Below are 20,953 nucleotides of genomic sequence, written 5' to 3'. Positions count from 1 at the left end.
TTATGTATTCRGTTTATTTCATCCATATCGCCGCAAAGCGGGAAGAATTGTCGTATCCCTGGATACGATACAACTGAAATCCCTGGCCTGTGAGGTCGTTGAATTTGGCCTGGTAATCAGCCGGACTCATATTCATGTAAGAATAATATGCTTTGCTTTTAGGCCACCAGAGTCCTCCTACGTTGTTCTGGTTACCGTTTTCCTCCACATTCACATTCACGGTCATCAGACCCGCCTTATTCATTTCATCGAATTTTTTGGCAAAATCGGTGGTATTCATGCCATAATACATATAAAATCCACCCGGATTGCTGCTACCAAAAACACCGGCATGATAGCGTTTGCCTCCCACATAATACGCTACATGTTCTGTTACCCGCATTTTTCCCTGCTCTACGTAAGTTTTCCATTTGGCGGCGTAAACATCATCTGTAACATTGTGTACGGCTGCAAAGTTTTCACCACCACGTTGCTTCCAGATCACGGTAAACAGTGGATTACCGGAATTATCGTTGGTCACAGAAATCTGACGGGGAATATAGCCCTTGCCATAATACTCATCAAAGTATTGCTGGTATTGGGTGGCGCTCATATTAATACGGCAATACCATTGCGATGGCAGCCCATACTGGAAAGAGCCGGAGGCCAGGTATTTGTTGCCTGACTTATGTACGCTCAGGGTTTGCAGCGCCATGCCCATACCGGTATAATAGCCCCAGTAGCGGGTGATATGCTCTACCGGCACATTGTGAAAAGAAGGATAGAAAGGTGCAAAGAAGCGGTTAAAGGCACTGTTGGCACCTATGTCATAACAATCAATGTTACTGTTATCAGCTTTAGCGTAAACGCCATAGGCATCTACCTCCATCCAGTCTACACCTGTAGAAGGATTAGGGCTTTTAATCCATAGCATAAAGTGAAGGTGATTATTAGCGGTATTAGGATCACTGGGCGTACCATCCTGGTTAAGCCCCCATCCTGCGCCGCCAAAGCCGGTGTTGCCGGACCAGGCGATCTGCTGGCCTGCATATACCTGATCTCCGGCTTTTACCTTCAGCTTCTGTTCATTGGTACCCCATAACAGTTTGGAAGGGTTAGGAAGATTAGCGAATTTCTTGTACTTGGTATCCCGCGCATCTTTGTTAGATGGGTCGCTTACAGGTGTATTTTTCGCGTTTTGTACATCATGATCAAAACCACCGCGCAGGTGGAAATAGCCAGTGCGGTAAAGCGTTCCATCGGAGCCGGTATGCTCTATGATCACCACATTACCAAAGAAGGCATCCCACATGGCGGTTACCACTTTGCCGGAAGCCGAGGCATACACACCAAAAGTGGGGTCAATTCCAGGACCATAGGCATCGGATGTTTTAAGAAAATCTACAGAGCCATGGCCGCTTCCACTGTCATAGATCCAGGCGCCGGCAGGATACACTTTACTATTTGTAAACGGCATGAAGAAAGGCACTTTGGGCGTCAGGCTTTCTGCGTAGGTCCGCGCATCTGCTTCATTGCCAAATACAGAAGCGGGCGATGCATAAAAGAGATTTTTATTAGCTGCCTGGTCTTTAATGGTATAGCCACAGCATCCAATTGTAACGGTAGGTGTGGTGCAGAATGCAGGCATATTTCCCTTCATAACAGTCACCTTGTTAGGGGGAAGTAAATGGAGGTTGTCTACACTGATCAGCTCAGCTTTGCCGTCAGTAATGCGATTCCATTTAGGCGCGGCCCTCAGCGCCCTTACATTAACATTGCTGCGTAAAGCAGGATTAGCTACCGGTTTTTGTTGCCGGGAAGGTTCTTCACCTTCCATCATTTTAGCGGTAGGCTTAATAGGTCTGTAAAGTAATTCAGACAGATTTGCATCATTTTCTCCTGGTGGTACCTGCGCTTTGGTGATCATGGGAATGGTGCACAGCAGGGCTGCGAGCCACAGGAGGCTACGTACGTGTTTCATTCTTTTTGGGGTTAATATTTATTAAATATGATAAATGATAGGTTGCAAAGCTAACTAACTGCGGAAATGGATCAAGCACCATTTCGTGAAAGGCGGTAATAGGATTATATCTGGCGGGTTTTGTATTTCTGCCGCAATAAATGAGGGCGATGTTTTATTGGCCGAGTTGGCAGGATATGTTTTATTTGCATATAAACCAAAACACTTACATGCAAGTTGCTTACATAGTAGATGCAGTACGTACACCTATAGGCCGCTATGGTGGCGCTCTAAGCACTGTCCGCCCGGACGACCTGCTGGCGCATGTGATCAAAGCATTAATGAAAAGAAATGCGACTTTAGATCCCGCTGTAATTGAAGATCTGATAGCCGGAGCAGCCAATCAGGCCGGAGAAGATAACAGGAATGTTGCCCGTATGGCTGCTTTGTTGGCCGGATTACCGGTAACAGTAGCTGGTAATACCGTAAATCGTTTATGCGCTTCCGGTATGCAGGCCATTATGGATGCTGCCCGTGCAGTGATGTGCGGAGAAGGCGATGTGTACCTGGCCGGCGGCGTGGAAAGTATGACCCGGGCACCATTTGTAATGCCGAAGTCAGATGGAGCTTTCAGCCGCAAAACGGAGATATATGATACTACTATCGGCTGGCGCTTTACCAATAAGCAGCTGGCAGACATGTATCATCCGTACGCAATGGGAGAAACAGCAGAAAATGTAGCAAACCAATGGAATATCGGAAGAGAAGAACAGGACATTTTTGCTTTACGCAGCCAAACCCTTTACAAACAGGCATTGGATGCCGGTAGATGGCAGGATGAAATTGTGCCGGTAGAAATTACACCTAATAAAGAGGAACAGGTGATCTTTTCAAAAGATGAGCATCCCCGGGAAACCACGTTGGAAAAGCTTTCCGGACTGCGTCCTGCTTTTGCAAAAAATGGTTCTGTGACAGCGGGAAATTCTTCCGGTATCAATGATGGTGCAGCTGCAGTATTGATTGTATCTGAAAAAGCGTTGAAACAGTTTAACCTGCAACCACTGGCGCAGATAAAGAGTATGGCGGTGGCGGGAGTGGACCCTTCTATCATGGGAATAGGTCCGGTACCAGCTTCCACGAAAGCGTTGCAACGTGCAGGTATCACTATAGATCAGTTGCACCTGGCGGAGTTGAATGAAGCTTTCGCGGCGCAATCAATAGCATGTATACGTGACCTGGCGTTGAATCCTGATATCGTAAATGTGAATGGAGGAGCGATTGCCATCGGGCATCCGTTGGGTTGTAGCGGTGTACGTATTACTACCACGTTATTACATGAAATGAAACGCAGACCAGGGGCTAAATACGGCCTTGCTACCATGTGTGTGGGTGTAGGGCAGGGCGCTGCAATGATATTTGAAAAGGTGTAGTTTTTGAATAAGAGGAGCAGGAAAAGTTCAGTAGGGTTTCCCTAAAATACCGAGCGGTCGGACATTACATCCGGCCGCTCGTTGCTGGCAAGCAAAAAAAAGGGTTCATCATAGACAGATTTGTTTCTCCGTCATCATTTTCCGGAGATTGATCAGACCGTAGCGCATCCGACCTAATGCTGTATTAATACTCACTTGCGTGAGATCTGCAATTTCTTTAAAACTTAGTTCTGCGTAATGGCGGAGAATAATTACTTCCCGTTGCTCTTCCGGCAGCATGTCCAGCATTCTGCGAACGCGGTCATGGCTTTGGCGGGTAATCATTTTTTCTTCTGCGCAACTGTCACTGAATCCCAGTACATCAAAGATGTCTTTATCATCACCTGTTCTTATCATAGGTGTACGCTTGATCTTCCTGAAATGATCTACACACAGATTATGTGCAATGCGCATCGCCCAGGGTAAAAACTTCCCTTTCTCTGTATAACGTTCAGCTCTGATAGTATCAATAATCTTAATGAAGGTGTCCTGGAAAATATCCTCTGCGAGGAAAGAATCTTTCACCAGTAATAGGATAGAAGTGAACACCTTGTCTTTGTGACGGTGCACCAACTCTTCTAATGCGGAAGAATGTCCCTTTTTAAAGAGAGTAATCAACTGCTCATCGCACAATTTGTACATTACTTGCATAAACTTCTACAACTAGGCGGGTTAGTAAATAAATTACAGTATTACAGCCAGTTTGGTTGTTTTAATTAAGTAGAGTTTAGGCGATATTGAACAGTTTAAGTTAAAGATAAATTTTTGGTAAATCCAGCGAGATAGATCTGGTCCTATGCAAATATAAAAGAATAGTTCAATAAAACAAATAATAAAAAATAGCTTTTCGCCTTTCGTTATTAGCTTATAGCGTATTGTGGACGCATATAAAAACCTAACTTCTGCACTAACATCTTTTCCCTTAAATTTGTTCTGTCATGGCAACAAAAGTAAAGAAACAAACAAGTATAATTGATCCTCAGGAAGTTAGCCCGCAGGACCACATATTCATAAAAGGCGCCAGGGTACATAATCTCAAGAATGTAAGTGTATCTATCCCCCGTAGTAAGTTGGTAGTTGTTACCGGTGTGTCCGGTTCAGGGAAGTCTTCCCTCACCATGGACACCTTGTATGCGGAAGGGCAACGGAGGTATGCTGAAAGCTTAAGTTCTTACGCCCGTCAGTTCCTGATGCGTATGAATAAGCCCGATGTAGATTATATCAAAGGCATCTGCCCTGCTATAGCCATTGAGCAAAAAGTTATTACCCGTACTCCCCGGTCTACCGTGGGATCTATGACGGAAATTTATGACTATCTCCGGCTACTGTTTGGCAGAGTGGGCAAAACATATTCTCCCATCTCCGGAAATCTGGTAAAAAAACATGAAGTAAGCGATGTGGTAGATTATATCACCAGGCTGAAAAATGGCAGCAAAGTATTGCTGTTGGCTCCTTTTCGCCGGCACGCCAAAAGAGAGGTAAAGGAAGAACTGAATATACTGCTGCAAAAAGGCTTTTCCCGTTTATACGTTCCCGGTAGCGAAGGCACCGGCTTATTACGTATCGAAGAACTGCTGGAGCAGAAGAAAATAACAGTATCTGCTGATGCCTGGGTGCTGATAGATCGTCTGGTAGTAAAAGATTTTGAAGAAGATGATAAACACCGGATTGCCGATAGCGTGCAAACTGCGTTTTACGAAAGTGAAGGCGACTGTTATGTGGAAGTAGATGGGAAAGAAACCATCCACTTTGCCAATCGCTTTGAGCTGGATGGTATTGCATTCGAAGAACCGGTGCCTAATCTCTTCTCCTTCAATAACCCCTACGGTGCATGCCCTACCTGTGAAGGGTTCGGGCAAACACTGGGTATAGATGCTGACCTGGTAATACCAGACAAGCGCTTAAGCGTTTTTGAAGGCGCTATTGCCCCCTGGCGTGGAGAAAAAATGGGCGAATACAAAGAAGCGCTCATTAAAACCGCCCGTAAGTTCGGTTTCCCGGTGCATAAACCTATTGCAGAACTGACGGATGAACAAGTGAAATTACTCTGGACCGGAAATGAACATTTCTACGGTCTGAATGAGTTCTTTAAAATGGTAGAGCAAAATCTGTACAAGGTACAATACCGTGTACTGCAGGCGCGCTACCGTGGCCGTACTGTTTGCCCCGAATGTGGTGGTGGACGTTTACGCAAAGAAGCACTGTACATCAAAGTAGGAGAACGCAATATTGCCGAACTGGTAGACCTGCCGGTGTCCGACCTGAAACAATGGTTTGATACACTGCAACTGAATGAATACGAGCAGCAAATAGGTAAACGTATTCTCATTGAAATAAATCATCGTCTTAAAACATTACTGGATGTAGGTTTGGGCTACCTTACCCTAAACAGGGTGGCTAATACCCTGAGTGGTGGGGAAAGTCAGCGTATTCAACTGACCCGCACACTGGGCAGCAACCTGACTAATTCCATGTACATCCTGGATGAACCGAGTATTGGCTTGCATGCCCGCGATACCCATCGATTGATTGCGGTGTTGAAGGAGCTGCGTGACCTGGGCAACACGGTAGTGGTGGTAGAACATGATGAGCAGATGATGGAAGAAGCCGACTATATCATTGATATGGGGCCGCTGGCCAGCCACCTGGGAGGAGAAGTGATCTTTGCAGGCACCTATCCGCAGATTTTAAAAGATGCTAATAGTTTGACAGGTAAATACCTCAGCGGTCAGTTCACCATTGATCCTCCCGCGAAAGTGCGCAAGTGGAAAAAGGCGATCACCATTGAAGGCGCCAGACAACATAACCTGAAAGATATCACCGTTGATTTTCCTTTACAGGTATTAACCGTGATCAGTGGTGTGAGCGGATCCGGAAAAACCACACTGGTAAAGCAGATCCTGTATCCTGCGTTGATGAAACTGAAAGGTGAATTTGCAGAGAGGGTAGGTAATCACAAGGCATTGAAAGGTGCAGTAGATGATGTTACCCAGGTGGAAATGATTGACCAGAATCCTATCGGTAAATCATCCCGTTCCAACCCGGTTACTTATATCAAGGCATACGATGAAATCAGGGATCTGTATTCCAAACAGCCACTGAGTAAAATGCGTGGCTTCCAGCCTAAACATTTTTCTTTCAACGTAGATGGTGGCCGTTGCGATGCATGTAAAGGAGAAGGAGAAGTAATTGTAGAAATGCAGTTCCTGGCAGATGTACATCTTACCTGTGAAAGCTGCGGTGGCAAAAGGTTTAAAGATGAAGTGCTGGAAGTAACCTACAAGAATAAAAATATCTACGAAGTATTGGATATGGGCGTGGATGAAGCACTGGACTTTTTCAAAGAAGAAAAAGATGTGTGCAATAAAATACGCCCGTTGAGCAGCGTAGGATTAGGCTATGTAAAACTCGGACAAAGCAGCGATACCCTGAGTGGTGGAGAAGCGCAGCGTGTTAAACTCGCCTCTTTCTTAGGTAAAGGAAAAGCGCAGGGACATATTATGTTCATCTTCGATGAGCCTACTACTGGTCTGCATTTCCATGACATCAAGAAATTACTGGATTCCTTTAATGCCCTCATAGAACAGGGGCATACGGTGTTGGTGATTGAGCATAACCTGGATGTGATCAGGAGTGCCGACTGGGTGATTGACCTGGGGCCGGAAGGTGGTGTTGGCGGTGGTAATTTGCTGTACGCCGGTGTACCGGATGGGTTGAAGAAAGTAAAAGATAGTTATACAGGAAAGTACCTGTAAGCATATTGGAAAAGGATATTAAAAAGAGCGGCCCGGAGATTACTCCGGGCCGTTTAATGTTTTACGGTATGTATATAAAAGCCAAATTCTTTGAACCATTGGTCTGTCATATCTGACAGCTGTTTGAACCCGAATTGTTTTCGCACCATTTCCAGGATCTCGTCAATGGTGTTGGTATAAATTTCTTCGAATATAAAACTGGAGGGAAGAGTATAAGAAGCAAAGAAAAGGACGTGTTTTTGTTCAAACAGTTGTCCAAATCTGTTGTAATAAGCGCAGATCTCTTGCCTGTTTTTTGCTGTTTCCATGATCCGAAACCTGGAATGCCAACCACTAGTGAATACTATTTTCGGATAAAAACTAACGATGTCTCCAACCTTTTCAAATTCATAGTCGTAGTTATCATAGTAGGAATCGTCCGTTTTATCATTTGCGCTAGCCAGATCATTCCGCCATTGTTCGGTCAGCTGTTCTACAGTGGCTGTTTCGTGCCAGTCTTTCAGTGCTTTAGGAGGTCCGGAATCAAACTCAAGTTCCTTTAATATAGGATCATTATTGATCGTAGTCCCAAAATCCAGGACTGCTGCGGCAGAGAGCCGATGACCTGTAATTACCCTTAAATCTACTCCCATTAAAATCGGTGCTTATCTAAGCCTGTCCAATGATTTGATCAGTTTTTCATCTTTATAAATTCCTCTTACAGCCAGGAATAAAAAAATGATCACTACGATAGGTAAGAAGGAAGCGGGGAGATAGGATGCCGAAACAATGCTTACTCCGCCGGAACTTAATTTATTCGCCGTTTGCTGCACCACATAATATTGGTAAGCGAGGGCGGCAAAACCAAAAAGAATGTTAAAAATTGTCAGGCGAAACTGGAGTTTACGTTTCTTAAAAAGGAAAATAGTGGCCAGCGACAGTAGTATAATAATGATATACAGTACAAACAGGAGATAGTTGCTGGAGGCGTTTACATAAACAGGGTTAGTGCTATTGGTAAGCGTGGCTTTCCACAGATCGAAAGACAGAGCAGCAGCGCCTGCGGCGGCAGCCAATAGCAGATAGAGACTCTGGATGCGTTGTATCATGATATTTATGAATGTTTAACGCTGTAAAAGTAAGTAATTTTAATGGTTAGAATGCTTAATTATGAGGACATATCCCACTATTTGGGTGGATGTGCTTAATGCAATACTTCGTATATTGCACGCCCAATAACAATCTTTATATTTATATGGCAAAGAAACTGAATAAGCAGGATGCGTTAGACTATCATGCAAAGGGCAGGCCGGGTAAAATTGAAGTCATACCTACAAAGAACACTAAATCGCAATGGGATCTTTCACTCGCTTACTCTCCCGGAGTGGCGGAGCCTTGCAAAGAAATATTCAATGATGTAGAAAACGTTTATAAATATACCGCAAAGGGTAATCTCGTGGGCGTTATCAGCAATGGTACTGCAGTGCTGGGTTTAGGAGATATAGGTCCGGAAGCCGGCAAACCGGTCATGGAAGGAAAAGCGGTATTATTTAAAATATTCGCGGATATAGATGTATTCGATATAGAACTGGATGCAAAAGATCCGGATACTTTCGTTGCCGCTGTAAAGGCCCTGGAGCCTACATTTGGTGGTATTAACCTGGAAGATATCAAAAGCCCGGAGTGTTTTGAAATTGAAGAAAGACTCCGCAAAGAGCTGAAAATTCCGATCATGCATGATGATCAGCATGGTACGGCCATCATTTCTTCTGCCGCCCTGCTGAATGCACTGGAACTGGTAAAGAAGAAAATAGAAAAAGTAAAGATCGTAGTGAATGGCGCAGGAGCTGCTGCCATGGCCTGCGTAAAATTATATGTGGCACTGGGTGCCAGGCCGGAAAACTTTATCATGTTTGATAAAGACGGCGTTTTGAATAAAGATCGGGAAGGTCTTTCTGACAGACATAAACAATTTGTTACCAATACAAAGATAACAACACTGGCAGAAGCTTTGAAAGGTGCGGACGTGTTCCTGGGACTTTCTGTAGGTAACGTGGTGACGGCGGAAATGATTAAGAGCATGGGAAAGAATCCGATCGTATTTGCTATGGCAAATCCGGATCCTGAAATTGCTTACGAAACAGCGATTGCTGCCCGCCCGGATATCATCATGGCTACTGGTCGTTCCGACTATCCCAACCAGGTAAATAACGTATTGGGCTTCCCTTACATTTTCCGTGGTGCCCTGGACGTTAGAGCCACACAAATCAATGAGGAAATGAAACTCGCGGCAGTAAGAGCTTTGGCTGAAATGGCGAAGTCTCCTGTGCCCGATATCGTAAACCTGGCCTATAACGAAAGAAATATTTTCTTCGGACCTAAATATATCATTCCTAAACCACTGGATCCACGCTTGCTGAGCACTGTGGCGCCTGCTGTGGCTAAAGCTGCCATGGATAGTGGTGTAGCGCACCGTCCTATTACGGATTGGGAGGCTTACCGGAATGAGCTGAATCACCGTCTGGGACTGGACAACCAGTTGTTCAGAGTGATCGGTACCAAAGCACGCCGCGATCCAAGGAAGGTGGTATTTGCGGAAGCAGATAACCTGAAAGTATTGAAGGCAGCACAGGTAGTGAACGATGAAGGGATTGCGCATCCTATCCTGTTGGGTAACGAAGCGCGTATCCGCGAACTGATGCTGGAAAACGCTATCGAAATAGACGACGTAGTGATCATCGATCCGAAGAGTGAAGAGATGAAGGAAATGCGTCATCGCTTTGGTGACCTGTTCTTCGAAAAGCGCCAGCGTAAAGGTCTGAACCTGTACGAAGCCCGTAAGATTATGCGGGAACGTAACTACTTCGGTTGTATGATGGTGGAAACAGGCGAAGCTGATGCGCTGATTTCTGGCCTTACCCGTAAATACCCTGATACCATCCGTCCTGCACTGCAGGTAATCGGTATGGAAGAAGGCGCAAAACGTGTAGCCGGTATGTATATCATCGAAACCAAACGTGGACCTTTATTCCTTGCTGATACTACTGTTAACTTCAATCCTACTGCAGAAGAAYTGGCAGATATTACCATGATGGTAGCGAAAGAAGTGAAGCATTTTAATATTACACCACGCATTGCCATGTTGTCGTATTCCAACTTTGGCAGCAGCCAGACACCGGAAGCACAAACCATGAGCAAAGCCCGTGAAATTGTGAAACAACGTGATCCATCTCTCATTGTAGATGGTGAAATACAGGCTGCTATGGCCTTTAACAAAGAGATTCTGAAAGACAATTATCCGTTTACAGAATTACTGGAAGAAGAAGTGAATACCCTCATCTTCCCTAACCTGGCGGCTGGTAATATTGCCTATAACCTTTTACAGGAAGTAGCCGGATTTGATGCGATTGGACCCATTCTGTTAGGAATGAAAAAGCCGGTACATATCCTGCAGTTGGGTAGTACCGTAAGACAAATCGTTAACATGGTGAATATCGCCGTAGTGGATGCGCAGGAAAAATGCTGCAGACAAGCGGAAGAAGAGAAAGGAAAGAAGAAGAAAAAGAAAAGCTAAAAGCATAAAGCGAAAGGCATAAAGCAAAAAGCTATTGTTGCGGAGATTGACATATAATGTTCTCCTCAACAATAGCTTTTTGCTTTATGCCTTTCGCTTTATGCTTTTTCCTATATTTATCCTATGCAAACCATTTCCCGTAAGAAAATATTCTTTCCGATTAACTCTGCTTTCCGCAACTACCTCAAAATGTATGAGCGGGAAGTGAAGCTGCCTTTATCTTACGAGGAACTGCGCTATTATGATCAGTCGATATCCGTGTATGATAAAGAGGGGAAAGATACTTTGTGGGAAACGGTATTTTATCCTCAGAGTATGGTAGGCCCTATTCATGCCGGGCTAAAGCGGGTGTACTCTATCCTGAAAGCAGGCGGGGACCAGGCGGCAGAAGAGCATCTGCATATTGAGCGTATTGACTATTGCACCTTTGGAAATTCTCATCCGTTCCGCATCAAAATCGTCAATAATTACAACGAAGTATACGACTATTTTTATATTAAGATAGCCGATGCGTCCCGCATTTATGGATTGGAACTGGAACATATTTTATCTCCCTACTGGATGAACTTCCTGATAGATGGTAATACCCTGGTAGAAGAACATATTGCCGGCGTGCCGGGAGATCAGTTCATTCTGCACTACCTGAACCGACCGGAGTTTAACCCTAAACGTATCGCCAAAGAGTTCGTGAAATTTAATGAGCGCTGTTTTGTGCGGTTGTTGGGAGATATGCGTTCCTATAATTTCATTTTTGATATTACCCCTGATTTTGATGATGTGCAATTCCGTATCCGCGCCATCGATTTTGATCAGCAGTTTTATGAAGGCAGACGTACTTTATATATGCCGCAGTATTTTAAGGAGAACAAGATATTTGTGGATTTAGCCATTAAGCATCTCAATGCAGAGGTGGTGAAACAATATCAGCAGGAGGAGCGTGCCGTTATTGCGCGCCGTATAAAAGTGCAGCGGCACCGTATCAAAGACCTCCGGGATGTGATTATGACGGACCGGGTTTCGTTCCCTGAAAAAATACAGCAGCTGGGCAACGAACTGGCGGAATATTATCATGATGCAGTTTTTTCCCGTTGCAAAACCATGGGGGAAATTATTGAGCGCAGTTTGAAACGTTTGTTGGTGAGTAGTTTACGTTAACGGCTGTATTAAATCTTAAATTAGGATCTGATTGAAAAAATCCTTCCTATCTTTGGTCAGTTATGGAGTTCAAATTCTTCTATCATTTCGGAAATTTCCTGCTCATGCTTAAAGGCATGTTTTCCCGTCCGGAAAACATGAAGATGTACTGGAAGCAATTTATGCAGCAATGTGTGGATATCGGCGTAGGGTCGTTTGGGATAGTATTTATTATTTCCCTGTTTATGGGAGGTGTAACCACTTTACAAACTGCTTATCAGCTGGTAAGTCCTATCATACCCAAAAGTACCATCGCGCAGGTGGTACGTGATACCATTATCCTGGAATTTGCGCCTACGCTGACCTGTATTGTACTGGCCGGAGTGGTAGGTTCTAAAATAGCTTCGGAGCTGGGTAATATGCGGATATCCGAACAGATTGATGCCCTGGAAATTATGGGGATCAATACCAAGGGATACCTGATTGCCCCCAAAATTATGGCCGCCATATTAATGATACCTGTATTGGTAGCTATTGCCGGTTTCCTCGGTATTTATGGTGGAAAGGCTGCAGGTGAACTGTCCGGAGTTATTTCCGGTGAGCAGTTTATGCAGGGGCTCCGGCAGGAGTTCAAGGCTTACAACGTATTTTTTGCGATGGCCAAATCCTATACGTTCGGATTTATTATTGCCAGCGTATCGGCCTATTATGGCTACAATGTTTCCGGCGGCGCACTGGAAATAGGTAAGGCCAGTACCACCTCCGTTGTGGTGAGCTGTGTGCTGATATTATTCATGGACTATGCGTTAACGGCTATATTACTGTAATCATGATTGAACTGCAAGACATAAGAAAGAGCTTTGGCGAAAAGGAAATACTGAAGGGCGTATCAACAATCATGGAGCCCGGAAAGGTTAACCTGATCATCGGTTCCAGCGGTAGTGGAAAAACCGTGATGATGAAATGCATCGTGGGGCTAATGGGCGTGGATCAAGGAAAAGTACTGTATGACAACCAGGACTTTACCGCCATGGACGAAAAGGAAAAGAAAGTAGTACGCCAGGAAATAGGTATGCTGTTCCAGGGTTCTGCCCTGTTCGACAGTATGACCGTAGAACAAAATGTGATGTTTCCCCTGGAAATGTTCGGTACCGGCAGTATCAAAGAAAAGAAAGCCCGTGTGGAAGAGTGCCTGGAAAGGGTACAACTGAAAGAAGCAGCCAAGAAATTTCCTGCTGAAATCAGCGGTGGTATGAAGAAGAGGGTAGGTATTGCCCGCGCCATCGTGCTTAATCCAAAGTATCTTTTCTGCGATGAACCTAATTCCGGTCTGGATCCGCAAACCTCGTTGCTCATAGATAAGCTTATCACAGAGCTGACCAAAGAATACAATATCACTACCGTTATCAATACCCACGATATGAATACCGTAATGGAAAGCGGTGACCATATTGTATATATGTACCAGGGCCAGAAGCAATGGGAGGGTAGTAATAAAGATATCGTATTCAGTAAGGATCAGCAATTAAACGACTTTATTTTTGCGTCTGAGTTTCTGCGGGAAGCCAAGGAAATGCGGCAGCTGGAAATGTTTAAAGATGGTAAATGGCGGGATCAGCTGAAGAAAGAGCAGGGGGGAGAGAAAGCATAAACGAAAGATATTTTTTCTTTTAATACATTATTATTCCCGGTAGTTGCAGACGAAAGTCGAACTCCCGGGATTCTTTTTTTGATGTAGTTCAGATGCAAATAGTGTATAATTTATCTTAATATGAATATGGTGCCTGCAAAATGGAGGTTAAGATATCCCGGAGTGGCCAATTATTTTCTAAACCAATTGGTAGCTTTATCTTAAAGGTGCTAAATTGCAGAATTATAGAAATCGGCTTATTTTTGCCGTCCAGAAGAATCAGACATATAATATTAAACCAATAAAACAAGCGCGATGAGTGTTTTAGTTAATAAGGATAGTAAAGTGATTGTTCAGGGATTTACCGGTACTGAAGGTACATTCCATGCTACTCAGATGATTGAATATGGTACCCAGGTAGTGGGTGGTGTTACACCGGGTAAAGGTGGCAGCACGCATCTGGAACGCCCGGTATTCAATACGGTGGCCGATGCAGTAAAAGCAACCGGTGCAAATGTTTCTATCATTTTTGTACCTCCGGCTTTTGCAGCTGATGCAATCATGGAAGCTACCGAAGCAGGAATTGCGCTGGTGGTATGTATCACAGAAGGTATTCCTGTGCAGGATATGATCAAAGCGAAAAACTTCCTGCAAGGGACCACTACCCGCCTGATCGGACCAAACTGTCCTGGTGTTATCACTGCAGACGAAGCTAAAGTAGGTATCATGCCTGGCTTCATCTTCAAAAAAGGTAAAATCGGTATCGTTTCTAAATCAGGTACTTTAACTTACGAAGCTGCTGACCAGGTAGTTAAAGCTGGTTTAGGTGTTTCTACAGCAATCGGTATTGGTGGAGATCCAATCATCGGTACACCTACCAAAGATGCGGTAGAACTGCTGATGAATGATCCTGAAACAGAAGGTATCATCATGATCGGTGAAATTGGTGGTAGCATGGAAGCAGAAGCGGCCCAGTGGATCAAAGAACACGGCACTAAACCAGTAGTAGGTTTCATCGCTGGTCAGACAGCTCCTCCGGGACGTCGTATGGGTCACGCAGGTGCGATCATTGGTGGTGCAGAAGATACTGCTGCTGCAAAAATGAAGATCATGGCTGAATGCGGTGTAACCGTAGTTGAAAGCCCTGCTAACATTGGTAAAACAATGGCAGAAGTACTGAGCAAGAAAGCGGTACTGGCATAATTATTATCTGCCGGTAAAAAAATATAACGGGTGAAAAGTGAGCGGGAGTCAATCCATCACTTTTCACCCTTTTTTGTCCCCATTTATGGAAACCATGGAGGTACCTGCATCCTCTCTAAAAGAAGTAACTTACTGTAAATAACGATCCTATATGCGTTTATTCATCGGAATATTCATTGTTTTAATCTTTAGTAGCAACAAGATGATGGCCCAGTTTAATTATGATAACTCGTGGAAGAAGATAGCAGCGCTGGAAGAAAAAGGATTGCCTAAATCCGCACTGGAAGTGGCGAATGACATCTATGCACACGCAGTGAAAGACAAGGCAACCGTGCAACAAATCAAGGCCCTGATCTTTCAACTGAAGTACAACGCCCAGATCAACGACAGCAGCACCCTGCAGAACATGCAGAAAATGGACCAGCAGATTGCTGCCGCCACTGGTGCCCAAAAGGCCATACTGCAAAGTATCAAAGGGGATATGTTGCTCCAGTATTTTCGGCATAACCGCTATCGGTTTTATAACCGTACCGCCATCGCCAATGATGAAGGAACGGATATCACCACCTGGGGCGCGGATAAGCTGCATCAGCAAATTACAGCCGCCTACGAGGCTTCCCTGTTGGATAAAGCGTTGCTGGAAAAGACCGACCTCTCCGCGTTTGATCCCATTCTTCATAAGGGAAATACACGCGCACTGCGGGGAACTTTATACGATTTGCTCGCGCATCGCGCATTGGATTATTTCAAATACGACGAATCCGGGGTGACTAAACCGGGTAACCAGTTTGAACTGACAGATCCCGCTGCTTTTGCTCCTGCAACAACTTTTGCCGCACATCATTTTACGGCTACGGATAGCACTTCCCTACAATACCATGCCCTCCTGATTCTGCAGGAACTGATCCGCTTACACGCCGGCGATAAAGCCGCACTAATGGACGTTGATGTAGAAAGAATCTCCTACATGAACCAGGTGGCGGTAATGGAAAATAAAGAAACGCTTTACCTGCAGGCGCTGGACCAGATGTTGCTGGCCTACACCGGCCGGCCCGAAGTAACCAATGTATTGCAGTTACAGGCAGCCTATTACCTGCAACAAGGTCAATCGGAAAAAGAAGGAAAAGGCGAAGCCATGAGAAAGGCAAAAGCCATCTGTGATAAAGCCATAGAGCTGGCTCCGAAATCCGATGGCGGTATCGCTTGTGCCATGATACGGGACCAGATTATGGCAATATCCATAGAGCTGGTAACAGAGGCCGTAAACGTACCGGCACTCCCGTTCCGCGCCCTCGTGAGATACCAGAATATTAATAAAATATACCTGCGCATCGTGAAGGTAGATGAAGCATTTTTGCAATCATTACAAAAGGCGCAGAATAACTATAGCACTAAAGAAAATGCTTACCTGAAAATGGTCCTGGGCCGCCCTGTGGTAAAAGCATGGGAACAGGCATTGCCAGACCCTAAGGATTACATCACCCATAAAGCAGAAATAAAGATAGACGCACTGCCGGCAGGACATTATATGCTGCTGTCCAGCGTGGACCCTAAGTTTGTGGTAAAAGATAATCCTATTGCCATACACCTGACCTGGGTATCCGGTATCGGCTATGTAGAAAATAATGACACCTACTATGCCCTGGACCGTACTAGTGGCAAACCACTGAGTGGAATAAGTGTTGATGTGAAGAAGCTGAGAAATGGTGGAGACTACGACACCTGGATACTGCAACAATCGCTGGTGGCCGGGAAAGATGGCAGCGTAAAGCTGGCTCCCACTAAAGAGGGTGGCCGCTTACGCCTGCACTGGAAGAATGGTGCGGATGAACTATATGAAGATGATTATAAGTACTTCTATACGCGGGGAGAGAATACTCCGGCGCCTTCCCCTCAAACCTTCCTTTTCGCCGACAGAAGTATTTATCGCCCGGGTCAAATCATTTACTTCAAAGGAATCGTGTTAAAGAAGCGTTCCAAAGAAACACAGAGCGATATCCTGGCCAACTACCAGACCACCGTGTTTTTGTATGATGTGAATGGAGATAAGGTAGATTCTATCAAAGTCACCACCAATGAATATGGTGCTTATTCCGGAAAGTTTGTATTACCGGAAGGCCGCATGAATGGCAGTTTTAGCCTGAGAGATGATAAAGCGGAAGCATTTCTTGCCTTCAAAGTAGAAGAATATAAACGACCTAAGTTTTATGTAGCATTTGATACTGTAAAAAGCACCTATCGTTTAGGCGATACCGTTACCGCCACCGCCAAAGCACTGGCCTATGCCGGTAACAATATAGATGGTGCCAAAGTAAAATACAGGGTGGAACGCCGGGTGCGGTATCCTTATCCCTGGTTATTTTATAAGATATCCATCCCATATGGTTCTTCCCGTGAAATAGTACACGGAGAAACCACTACAGATGCCAATGGGGCCTTTACGGTGAAGTTCCCTGCTATCACTGATAAGACGGTAGATCCAGCCAACAAACCTGTTTTTACCTACGTGGTACATGCCGATGTAACCGATCTGAATGGTGAAACCCGCAGTGGTGACCAATCCGTAAGTGTGGGTTACCAGTCTATGGAAATCGCGGTGAATGCACCTGATCGCATGGAGCAAAAGGACTTACAGGACATCAGGATCTTCTCCAAAAACCTGAATGGTGCCTATGAACCAGCTACTTTCTCACTGCAACTGAAGCCACTGCAACCTAACAAACGCCTGTTGCGCCCCCGCTATTGGGAAGTACCTGACCAGTTTGTAATGGATGAAGCCAGTTACGTACAGGCATTTCCGGTAGATATTTATAAAGACGAAGCCAATGATAAAACGTGGCCCCGCCAGGCTGCCGTTGTGAACGAAACCGTTGCCAGCAGCCCGGATGGAAAGATTGCTTTCAATACATCCAAATTAACACCTGGTTTTTATGAACTGGAAGTAAGCACGAAAGACAAGAACAATGAACTGGTGATACAGAAAACAACGTTCGAGTTAATTGATGTAAAAGCTAAAAGCCTGTCTGCGCCTGCCTATCTGTGGTCTTATCAATCAGAAGCTGCAGTGGAGCCCGGAAAAACAGCAGAGATCTTATTAGGTACATCTGCCAAAGACCTCCATATCATTCAATCCAAAGTGACAGCTATCAGCAAAGAAGAACGTACCAGTCTGGAGCTTTCTGATATAAAAAAACTGGAATACCCGGTAACAGAAAACAGCAGAGGAGGTATACAGGTAGCTTATGTGTTTGTAAAAGATAACCGTGTATTTAATGGACAAATGGATGTTTCCGTTCCCTGGGATAACAAGGAGCTGCAGGTAAAACTCGGTACACATCGTGATAAACTAATACCCGGCGAAAAGGAAAAATGGACGGCTCAGATTTCCGGTTACAAAAATGAAAAAGTAGCGGCGGAAATGCTGGCATCTATGTACGATGCTTCTTTAGATGCTTTCGTGAAGCATAACTGGAGCATTCCATATATCTATCCGAACGCAAATGGGATTACGCAGTTTAATGGTCATGAGAGCTTCAAAATGGAAGTGTCCTCGCTTCAGTATGAACATGAAACACCGGGTTATGCCAGCGAAGGCAAAACGTATGATGCGTTGAATTTGTTTGACTGGATAATGGAAGATGGTGGAGGACATATGATGTATGAACGTGCCCCAATGGCGGCTATGCTTAGCAAAAAAAGTGTGGCTGGTGCCGTAAGGGGTAGATCAGGAGTGCAGAATGAGGCAATATCAGGGGATGCAGCTCCCGCGCCTCCAGCAGCCGCTCTGGCAGAATCTGTAGTCACAGTAGGCTATGGAAAGGCTAAGGATAAAGCCGATGCAGACAAATCTGCCGGCAATGAGGCACCTGCTCCGTCTATCCGCAAAAACTTCCAGGAAACAGCCTTCTTCTTCCCGGATCTCCGCACAGATAAAGATGGTAACATCACTTTTGAATTTACCATGCCGGAAGCCTTAACCAAATGGAACTTCCAGGCATTGGCCCATACAAAAGATTTGTCCTTCGGCATGACCAGCGCCAGTATCGTTACGCAGAAAGTGCTGATGGTACAACCTAACACACCACGTTTTGTACGTGAAGGTGATAAAATGGAGTTCACCGCCAAAGTGAGCAACCTCTCCGATACCTTACTGATAGGACAGGCCCACCTGGAACTGCTGGATGCGACCACCATGCAGCCGGTAGACGGATGGTTCCAGAATATTTTCCCACTACAGCATTTCACTGCCAAAGCAGGACAAAGCACCGTAGTGAGTTTCCCGATACAGATACCGCACGGTTTCCAGAGTGCGCTGATTTACCGGGTTACCGCACAGGCAGCCAACTTCAGCGATGGAGAAGAAAATGCATTGCCGGTATTAACCAACCGGATGATGGTGACAGAAGCCCTGCCACTGCCGGTTCGTGGTGATGGTAAACATGATTTTACTTTCGAAAAACTGTTGCATAGCGATAGTTCCCAAACATTGGTACAACATGCAGTAACGGTAGAATACACCAGCAATCCAGCCTGGTACGCTGTACAGGCATTGCCTTACCTGATGGAGTATCCGTATGAATGTGCAGAACAGGTATTTAACCGCTACTATGCAAACGCACTGGCCACGCATATTACGGATGCAACACCTGGTCTGAAAGCCATCTTCGAAAAATGGAAAGTTTCAGATACCGCTGCGCTGCAGAGCAACCTGCAAAAAAATGAAGAGCTGAAAGCCGTATTGCTGCAGCAAACACCGTGGGTACTGGAAGCTAAGAATGAAGCACAGCAGAAAAAGAACATTGCATTGTTGTTCGATCTGCAACGTATGCAGAAAGAGAGAAAAACAGCACTGGATCAGCTGGCGGCCAAACAATTACCTAATGGCGCTTTCTCCTGGTTCTCCGGTATGTGGGAAGACCGCTTCATTACGCAATATATAGTTGCAGGAATTGGTCATCTGCAACAACTGGCACAGATAAAAGATCCGGTGGCTATCAGCATGGCCAACAAAGCCATCGACTACCTGGATAAAAAACTGGATAAAGATTATTACGATCTTTTAAAAGTAAAAGCCAACCTGAAACAGCAACAGATCAGCGGCGAACAGATTCACTATCTGTATGCACGTAGCTTCTTCGATCGACCGGTGCCTGCTGCCATGAAAAAATCATTTGATTTCTTCTTTGCACAGGAACAACAATACTGGACCAAACAAAACAGGTATGCACAAGGTATGATCGCGCTGTCGCTCTTCAGAAAAGGAGACGCCATCACACCGAAGGCTATCTTGAAATCGCTGAAAGAAACGGCAATGAACAGCAAGGAAATGGGCATGTATTGGAAAGATGTAACAGCTGGTTACAGCTGGCAGCAGGCGCCTATTGAAACGCAGTCATTGCTGATAGAAGTCTTCCAGGTAGTAGGTAAAGATGCGGAAGCAGTAGCCGACCTGAAAACATGGTTGCTGAAAAACAAACAAACCAATAATTGGAATACTACCAAAGCTACAGCAGACGCCTGTTATGCCATGTTACTGCAAGGCAGCAACTGGTTGGCGGCCAGCCCGGAAGTAACCGTACAGTTAGGTACTACTACCGTGAAACCTGCCGCTACAGAAGCCGGCACCGGATATTTCAAGGAAAAAATTGATGGTAAAGCGGTGAAAGCCGATATGGGTCATATCAGCGTTACCGTACAGGACAGCAAAGGACAGCCTTCATGGGGCGCTGTGTACTGGCAGTATTTCGAGGACCTGGACAAAATCACTACCGCTAAAACACCGCTGGTACTGGAGAAAGAATTGTTCATAGAAGTGAACAGTGACAAAGGACCGGTACTGACTAAAATCACAGATGGTAATGAACTGAAAGTAGGCGATAAGGTGAAAGTGCGAATCGTATTACGTGCCGACAGAACCATGGAATACATTCACCTGAAAGATATGCGGGCGGCTTGTTTTGAGCCTACCAATGTGATCAGCGCCAGCAAATGGCAGGGTGGACTGAGCTATTATGAAAGTACTAAGGACGCATCTACTGATTTCTTCTTCAGCTATTTGCCAAAAGGAACCTACGTTTTTGAATATACGCTGTTCGTTACCCATCAGGGTAAGTTCTCCAATGGCATCAGCACTGCTCAGTGTATGTATGCGCCGGAGTTTTCTGCGCACAGTGCAGGATTGAATGTGAAAGTGACTGAGTAAATAATAATAACATCAGGGAAAGGGGATTTTCGGTTTTCGGAAATCCCCTTTTTATATCTTCGTAGGAT

12 protein-coding genes are annotated in these 20,953 nt (G+C 45.1%); 8 read left to right on the top strand and 4 right to left on the bottom strand.

Features of this window, described 5'->3' with window-relative positions:
- Positions 1-13 precede the first annotated feature (13 nt).
- Entirely contained in the window at positions 14-1,960 is a 1,947-nt protein-coding gene (locus tag AC1DCV_RS12340; protein ID WP_477023455.1) for a hypothetical protein, read from the bottom strand.
- A gap of 209 nt (positions 1,961-2,169) precedes the next feature.
- Between AC1DCV_RS12340 and AC1DCV_RS12335 the strand changes: the two genes are divergently transcribed.
- A complete protein-coding gene (locus tag AC1DCV_RS12335) occupies positions 2,170-3,369 on the top strand; it encodes a thiolase family protein (protein ID WP_477023454.1) in 1,200 nt (399 codons plus the stop codon).
- A gap of 108 nt (positions 3,370-3,477) precedes the next feature.
- Here AC1DCV_RS12335 and AC1DCV_RS12330 read toward each other — a convergent pair whose 3' ends face one another.
- On the bottom strand, positions 3,478-4,059 hold the full coding sequence (locus AC1DCV_RS12330; RefSeq protein ID WP_331964447.1) for a sigma-70 family RNA polymerase sigma factor: 582 nt from the start codon (positions 4,057-4,059) through the stop codon (positions 3,478-3,480).
- 287 nt (positions 4,060-4,346) lie between these two features.
- Between AC1DCV_RS12330 and uvrA the strand changes: the two genes are divergently transcribed.
- Positions 4,347-7,163, top strand: a complete 2,817-nt coding sequence (uvrA, locus tag AC1DCV_RS12325) for an excinuclease ABC subunit UvrA (RefSeq protein ID WP_477023453.1) — start codon at positions 4,347-4,349, stop codon at positions 7,161-7,163.
- A 53-nt stretch (positions 7,164-7,216) separates the two neighbouring features.
- Here uvrA and AC1DCV_RS12320 read toward each other — a convergent pair whose 3' ends face one another.
- Together AC1DCV_RS12320 and AC1DCV_RS12315 are read right to left on the bottom strand one after the other, a co-directional pair.
- Positions 7,217-7,795: a hypothetical protein gene (locus tag AC1DCV_RS12320; protein WP_477023452.1), complete on the bottom strand. Its 579-nt coding sequence runs from the start codon at positions 7,793-7,795 to the stop codon at positions 7,217-7,219.
- A 12-nt stretch (positions 7,796-7,807) separates the two neighbouring features.
- Positions 7,808-8,251 (bottom strand): DUF4293 domain-containing protein, encoded by a 444-nt coding sequence (locus tag AC1DCV_RS12315; protein ID WP_441576455.1) that lies wholly within the window; start codon positions 8,249-8,251, stop codon positions 7,808-7,810.
- 146 nt (positions 8,252-8,397) lie between these two features.
- On the opposite strand from AC1DCV_RS12315, the gene AC1DCV_RS12310 reads away from it, so the two are divergent.
- From AC1DCV_RS12310 to AC1DCV_RS12285, 6 genes are all read left to right on the top strand, one after another.
- Positions 8,398-10,716, top strand: coding sequence for an NADP-dependent malic enzyme (locus AC1DCV_RS12310; RefSeq protein WP_477023451.1), 2,319 nt, complete (start codon positions 8,398-8,400; stop codon positions 10,714-10,716).
- A 123-nt stretch (positions 10,717-10,839) separates the two neighbouring features.
- Positions 10,840-11,871, top strand: a complete 1,032-nt coding sequence (locus AC1DCV_RS12305; RefSeq protein WP_477023450.1) for a hypothetical protein — start codon at positions 10,840-10,842, stop codon at positions 11,869-11,871.
- A gap of 62 nt (positions 11,872-11,933) precedes the next feature.
- The gene (locus AC1DCV_RS12300; protein WP_133807380.1) at positions 11,934-12,677 is read left to right on the top strand and encodes an MlaE family ABC transporter permease; all 744 of its coding nucleotides are present in this window, start codon (positions 11,934-11,936) and stop codon (positions 12,675-12,677) included.
- Positions 12,678-12,679: 2 nt separating this feature from the next.
- Positions 12,680-13,501 carry an ABC transporter ATP-binding protein gene (locus tag AC1DCV_RS12295; RefSeq protein WP_477023449.1) on the top strand — a complete coding sequence of 274 codons (822 nt, stop codon included), beginning with the start codon at positions 12,680-12,682 and terminating at the stop codon, positions 13,499-13,501.
- A 294-nt stretch (positions 13,502-13,795) separates the two neighbouring features.
- Entirely contained in the window at positions 13,796-14,683 is an 888-nt protein-coding gene (gene sucD, locus AC1DCV_RS12290) for a succinate--CoA ligase subunit alpha (protein WP_133807376.1), read from the top strand.
- A gap of 151 nt (positions 14,684-14,834) precedes the next feature.
- Positions 14,835-20,885, top strand: a complete 6,051-nt coding sequence (locus AC1DCV_RS12285) for an alpha-2-macroglobulin family protein (protein ID WP_477023448.1) — start codon at positions 14,835-14,837, stop codon at positions 20,883-20,885.
- Positions 20,886-20,953 lie beyond the last annotated feature (68 nt).

It is taken from the genome of Chitinophaga sp. 10T418, assembly GCF_056394125.1.
Note: the sequence above shows the minus strand (reverse complement) of the source record. Positions and strands in the feature narration are given on the sequence as shown.

Excerpts from the sequence above, each read along its gene's own strand:
- uvrA (WP_477023453.1), top strand. The coding sequence starts at position 4,347 with ATGGCAACAAAAGTAAAGAAACAAACAAGTATAATTGATCCTCAGGAA.
- AC1DCV_RS12330 (WP_331964447.1), bottom strand. The coding sequence starts at position 4,059 with ATGCAAGTAATGTACAAATTGTGCGATGAGCAGTTGATTACTCTCTTT.
- AC1DCV_RS12320 (WP_477023452.1), bottom strand. The coding sequence starts at position 7,795 with ATGGGAGTAGATTTAAGGGTAATTACAGGTCATCGGCTCTCTGCCGCA.
- AC1DCV_RS12315 (WP_441576455.1), bottom strand. The coding sequence starts at position 8,251 with ATGATACAACGCATCCAGAGTCTCTATCTGCTATTGGCTGCCGCCGCA.
- AC1DCV_RS12335 (WP_477023454.1), top strand. The coding sequence starts at position 2,170 with ATGCAAGTTGCTTACATAGTAGATGCAGTACGTACACCTATAGGCCGC.
- AC1DCV_RS12295 (WP_477023449.1), top strand. The coding sequence starts at position 12,680 with ATGATTGAACTGCAAGACATAAGAAAGAGCTTTGGCGAAAAGGAAATA.
- AC1DCV_RS12305 (WP_477023450.1), top strand. The coding sequence starts at position 10,840 with ATGCAAACCATTTCCCGTAAGAAAATATTCTTTCCGATTAACTCTGCT.
- AC1DCV_RS12340 (WP_477023455.1), bottom strand. The coding sequence starts at position 1,960 with ATGAAACACGTACGTAGCCTCCTGTGGCTCGCAGCCCTGCTGTGCACC.
- AC1DCV_RS12300 (WP_133807380.1), top strand. The coding sequence starts at position 11,934 with ATGGAGTTCAAATTCTTCTATCATTTCGGAAATTTCCTGCTCATGCTT.
- sucD (WP_133807376.1), top strand. The coding sequence starts at position 13,796 with ATGAGTGTTTTAGTTAATAAGGATAGTAAAGTGATTGTTCAGGGATTT.
- AC1DCV_RS12285 (WP_477023448.1), top strand. The coding sequence starts at position 14,835 with ATGCGTTTATTCATCGGAATATTCATTGTTTTAATCTTTAGTAGCAAC.